This window comes from bacterium (assembly GCA_040753085.1).
Classification (GTDB): Bacteria; UBA9089; JASEGY01; order JASEGY01; family JASEGY01; genus JASEGY01.
On the sequence record JBFMHI010000074.1, the window covers coordinates 8,104 to 12,652 of the forward strand.

Annotated in this window: 4 protein-coding genes; all 4 read left to right on the top strand. The window is 46.0% G+C overall.

From position 1 onward, the window contains the following. Window positions 1-178: 178 nt before the first annotated feature. Window positions 179-928, top strand: a complete 750-nt coding sequence (locus AB1797_08735) for a peptidase MA family metallohydrolase (protein ID MEW5767694.1) — start codon at window positions 179-181, stop codon at window positions 926-928. 99 nt (window positions 929-1,027) lie between these two features. Continuing rightward, window positions 1,028-1,456: a hypothetical protein gene (locus tag AB1797_08740; protein MEW5767695.1), complete on the top strand. Its 429-nt coding sequence runs from the start codon at window positions 1,028-1,030 to the stop codon at window positions 1,454-1,456. 447 nt (window positions 1,457-1,903) lie between these two features. Beyond that, window positions 1,904-2,686, top strand: coding sequence for a 3-deoxy-manno-octulosonate cytidylyltransferase (gene kdsB / locus AB1797_08745; protein MEW5767696.1), 783 nt, complete (start codon window positions 1,904-1,906; stop codon window positions 2,684-2,686). 30 nt (window positions 2,687-2,716) lie between these two features. Further along, a complete protein-coding gene (locus AB1797_08750; protein ID MEW5767697.1) occupies window positions 2,717-4,309 on the top strand; it encodes a CTP synthase in 1,593 nt (530 codons plus the stop codon). Window positions 4,310-4,549: the final 240 nt, after the last annotated feature.

The window sequence follows — 4,549 nt, forward strand, 5'->3', positions numbered from 1 at the left end:
ATCGAGCATCGAGCATCGAGCACCTCTTTGGAGGCAGTTAGAGGAGAAACTTCTACCTATCGAGCATCGAGTATCGAGCATCGAGCATCGAGCACCTCTTTGGAGGCAGTTAGAGGACGCTCATTTTGTGGTTTATTATACGCCTGGGAAAGAGCGGTTGGCCGGGAATTGTCTTAGAATGGCTGAGAATACTTGGGCCATAGTTACGGCTGACCTGGGCTATGTCCCTGAAGAGAAAACTAATATTTATTTAGCTCCTTCCACCAAAGAACTTGCTTATTTCATGGGTGATGATCCACATCCCTGGCTGGCCGGAGCAGCTCTGGTTGAAAAGAATATTATTGTTCTTCGACCGGGAAGAGGTGATATAGAGCGGACCATCAGACATGAATACACCCATATTGTCCTGGGGAAGGCGGGGGGTAAGAACTTACCTCTTTTTTTGAACGAGGGGCTGGCTATGTATGAGGCGAGAGAATGGAGACTGTGGCATGAGTTTATCCTGGGCCAGGCCACCCTGACCAGGTCGCTTATCCCACTGTCGGCTCTTTTCCAATATCCGGAAGATAGATGGAAGACCTATCTTTCCTACGCCGAAAGCTTCAGTATATTGGCCTATATCTTAAGAGAGTTCGGTCAGGTCCGGCTTCAAGAATTAATCAGAGAGCTATCCAGAGGAAATTCGATAAACACGGCCGGTTTAAAGGCCCTGGGAAGAGACATGGCGAGCCTGGAAGAGGAATGGAAGCTCTACCTGAAGAAGAGGTATAGCTGGATTTCTGTAATTACTTCCAGCCTCTTTTTGTGGGGCATGCTGTCTGGTTTTTTGATTATTACCTATCTGAGGCGAAAGCAGCAGTACCGTAAACGAACCCGGGCGTGGGAGGAAGAGGAAGCCATCTCCACTCCGCTTCAATGTTTCCGGTGAGGTAGAGTCGTGGCTGTTCCAAGCGGCTTGGAATGGCGGCTGTAAGTGCGTCTTTAGGCACGGCTCTAAGAGTATTACTTGAAAAAGAGGTGTTGACAAATGTCACAAACAACCGTCTCATTTCCGATAGACATCTGGAACCAGGCTAAGGGGAAAGAGGACCTTCGAGCCTGGATTCTAAGTGTCCAGCCGGAATTGGAAGGTAAACTCCAAGAACAGGATGAAGGAGCGCTTCTCCGATATGAATTGGATCATATAGACTTCCCCAAGAAACGAATTCCTATTTTATTGGAAATATCAGAGGAAGAAGATGATACTGAAATAGTTGCTCTGATTCCTCAACGCGGTTTGTTTGCATCTGGTAATACCAAAGAGGAAGCTAAAACAAACTTATGGCGCTCCATAGAAGAGGATTACTTGCGATTGAAAGGTCAGAGAAATCTATTAGGACAAAAATTGTTATCAAAGTTAGAGTTCTTTGAACGTAACCGTTCAGGTATAGCTGCACGGATTAGCACGGATAAATAACACAGGACAGAAGGCGGAAGTGTAGGGACAGGGGGCTTGTCCCTGTCCGTGCTTGTCCATGTCCGTTCTGTAGACGGACAACCACAAGGGTTGTCCCTACAGCTTAAGGACAGACCCGAATCACGGACACGGCTTACGGATTTTCCGTGTTTCATCTGTGTGCATCTGTGGCTGAACGGTTACCTTTGAACAATTGTTTTGAAGTAACCGTTCAGGGGGTAATGAAAGTTGAGGGGAAATTTTTGTAACTATTCAGCTTTTAAGGCATAAAGACACAAAGATTACCAATAATAGCACACAGATTACACGGATGAGACGGATTGACACGGATAAAAGTTTATTAGAAAAAATCTGTGAGAATCCGCCAAAATCTGTGTCATCCGTGTGCTATTCTATCATTCAGCTCTTGGTTGAAAAGGGAATCCTTTCTGAAGGGAGTATTAGCTAATGAACCAATCCGCAATCCGCAATCTGCCATCCGTCATCGGAATAATTCCGGCCAGGTTTGGATCGACCCGATTCCCAGGCAAGGCCTTGGCTGATATTCACGGTAAGCCCATGATTCAACATGTCTATAAACGGGCCAGGCAGGCCAAGGAGATGGAAAGGGTAATAATAGCTACGGATGATGAGCGAATCTATCGGGCGGTAGCCAGCTTTGGCGGCGAGGTGGTAATGACCTCTCCCTATCATGCCTCGGGGACAGACCGGGTGGCTGAAGTGGCCGAATCACTCCCGGCTGATATGGTAGTTAATATCCAGGGGGATGAACCCTTGATTAAGCCGGAAATGATCGATGAAGCCGTGAGGCCAATGAAGGATAATCCCCGCCTGGAAATAACTACCCTCAAAAAGGAGATAACCTGGGAATCAGAAGGGCATAATCCCAATGTGGTTAAAGTAGTCACCAATGAGGCCGGTTTTGCCCTTTATTTTTCCCGCTCTCTTATCCCTTATCCTCGGAAAAGAGAGGGGGTCAGGTTTTATAAGCATATAGGGTTGTATGTCTACCGTCGGGATATCCTGCTGGGCTTGAGCCGGCTCTCACCCAGTCCCTTAGAGGAGGCGGAAGGATTAGAGCAGCTTCGAGCCCTTGAAAATGGTATCCCTATAAAAGTAGTGAGAACAGAGCACGATTCATGGGGAGTAGATACAAAAGAAGACCTGGAGCGGGTAAAGAATCTGTTTCTGGAGGGCCAAAAAGCAGAAAGTTCAAGAGGAGAAATTTAAATGCAGACCACAAAAGAAAGGATCCCAAGAATGAATACCAAGTACATCTTTGTCACGGGTGGGGTGGTTTCCTCATTAGGTAAAGGCATCGCGGCCGCTTCTATTGGCCGTCTTCTGGAGAGTAGAGGGCTAAAGATTACGGTGCTTAAACTTGATCCTTATATCAATGTTGACCCCGGGACTTTAAGCCCTTACCAGCATGGCGAGGTCTATGTTACGGAAGATGGAGCGGAAACAGACCTTGATCTGGGGCACTATGAACGGTTTATCTCCATTACCACTACTCAGGATAACAATTCAACCGCGGGTAAAATCTACCATTCGGTTATCTCCAAGGAGCGAAGAGGAGATTATTTGGGTCAGACGGTCCAGGTTGTTCCCCATATTACCGATGAGATCAAGGCGACTATTTTTCATTTAGCCCAAGGTGAAAAGGTTGACGTAGTTATTGTGGAGATTGGGGGCACCGTGGGAGACATTGAGGGGTTGCCCTTTTTAGAAGCCATCAGGCAGTTTAGAAAGGATGTCGGAAAAGAGAACTGTATATATATCCATCTCACTTTAGTCCCCTGGATTCAGGTGTCAGGGGAACTGAAGACAAAACCGACTCAGCATAGCGTGAAAGAACTTCGAGAAATTGGTATCCAGCCGGATATCCTTATCTGTAGAAGCAGAAATCCTCTCTCCGCGGAACTTAAGTCCAAGATTGCCCTCTTTTGTGATGTCTCAGTGGAAGCGGTCATTAGCGCTTACGATGTAGACACTATTTATGATGTCCCACTTATCTTCAAGGAAGAAAAATTAGATGACACCATTCTTGATCTATTGAAAGTGGCAGGATCAAAAGAAGACCTCTCTGAATGGCGGGAAATAGTGAAGATAATAAAATCGCCTCCTCAGAAGGTAAATATTGCTATGGTGGGCAAATATATTAAGCTTCCCGACGCCTATAAATCCATCATCGAGGCCCTGACCCATAGTGGGGTGGCTAATAAGACCGGGATAAATCTTCACTGGATTGATGCCGAGTATCCTGATTTGAGCAGCCAGCTAAAAGAGATAAAGGGGATTATTGTTCCCGGAGGCTTTGGTGAGCGAGGAATTGAGGGAAAATTGGAGGTGATTCGAATAGCCAGGGAAGAAGGTATTCCTTATCTGGGGCTCTGCCTTGGTCTTCAATGCGCGGTCATTGAATTTGCCAGAAACGTGGTTGGTTTGGCCGGAGCTAATTCTACCGAATTCGATCCCCAAACGCCTCATCCGGTAATAGACTTTCTGCCTGATCAGAAGGGTATAAAGGATATGGGAGGAACTATGAGACTGGGCGCTTATCCCTGCCGTCTCCAACCAGATTCCCTGGCTTACAAGGCCTACGGAGAAGATTTGATCTATGAACGTCATCGGCATAGATATGAGGTTAATAATTATTACCGTGAGGACATTATCAGGCAGGGGATGATTCCTTCAGGCTTGTCTCCTGACTACCGGTTAGTAGAGATAATAGAATTGAAAAATCATCCCTGGTTTGTGGGGGTGCAATTTCACCCGGAGTTTAAATCAAAACCAACCCAACCGCATCCACTCTTCAGGGATTTTGTGGCGGCGGCCTTAAAAAATAGGTAACTATTCAGCCACGGATTTACACAGATGAAACACTGATTTTTTGTAACCGTTCAGGGGGTAATGAAAGTTGAGGGGAAATTTTTGTAACTATTCAGCTTTTAAGGCGCAAAGACATAAAGATTACCAATAATAGCACACGGATTACACGGATGAGACGGATTGACACGGATAAAAATTTATTAGAAAAAATCCGTGAGAATCCGCCAAAATCTGTGTCATCCGTGTGCTATTCTATCATTC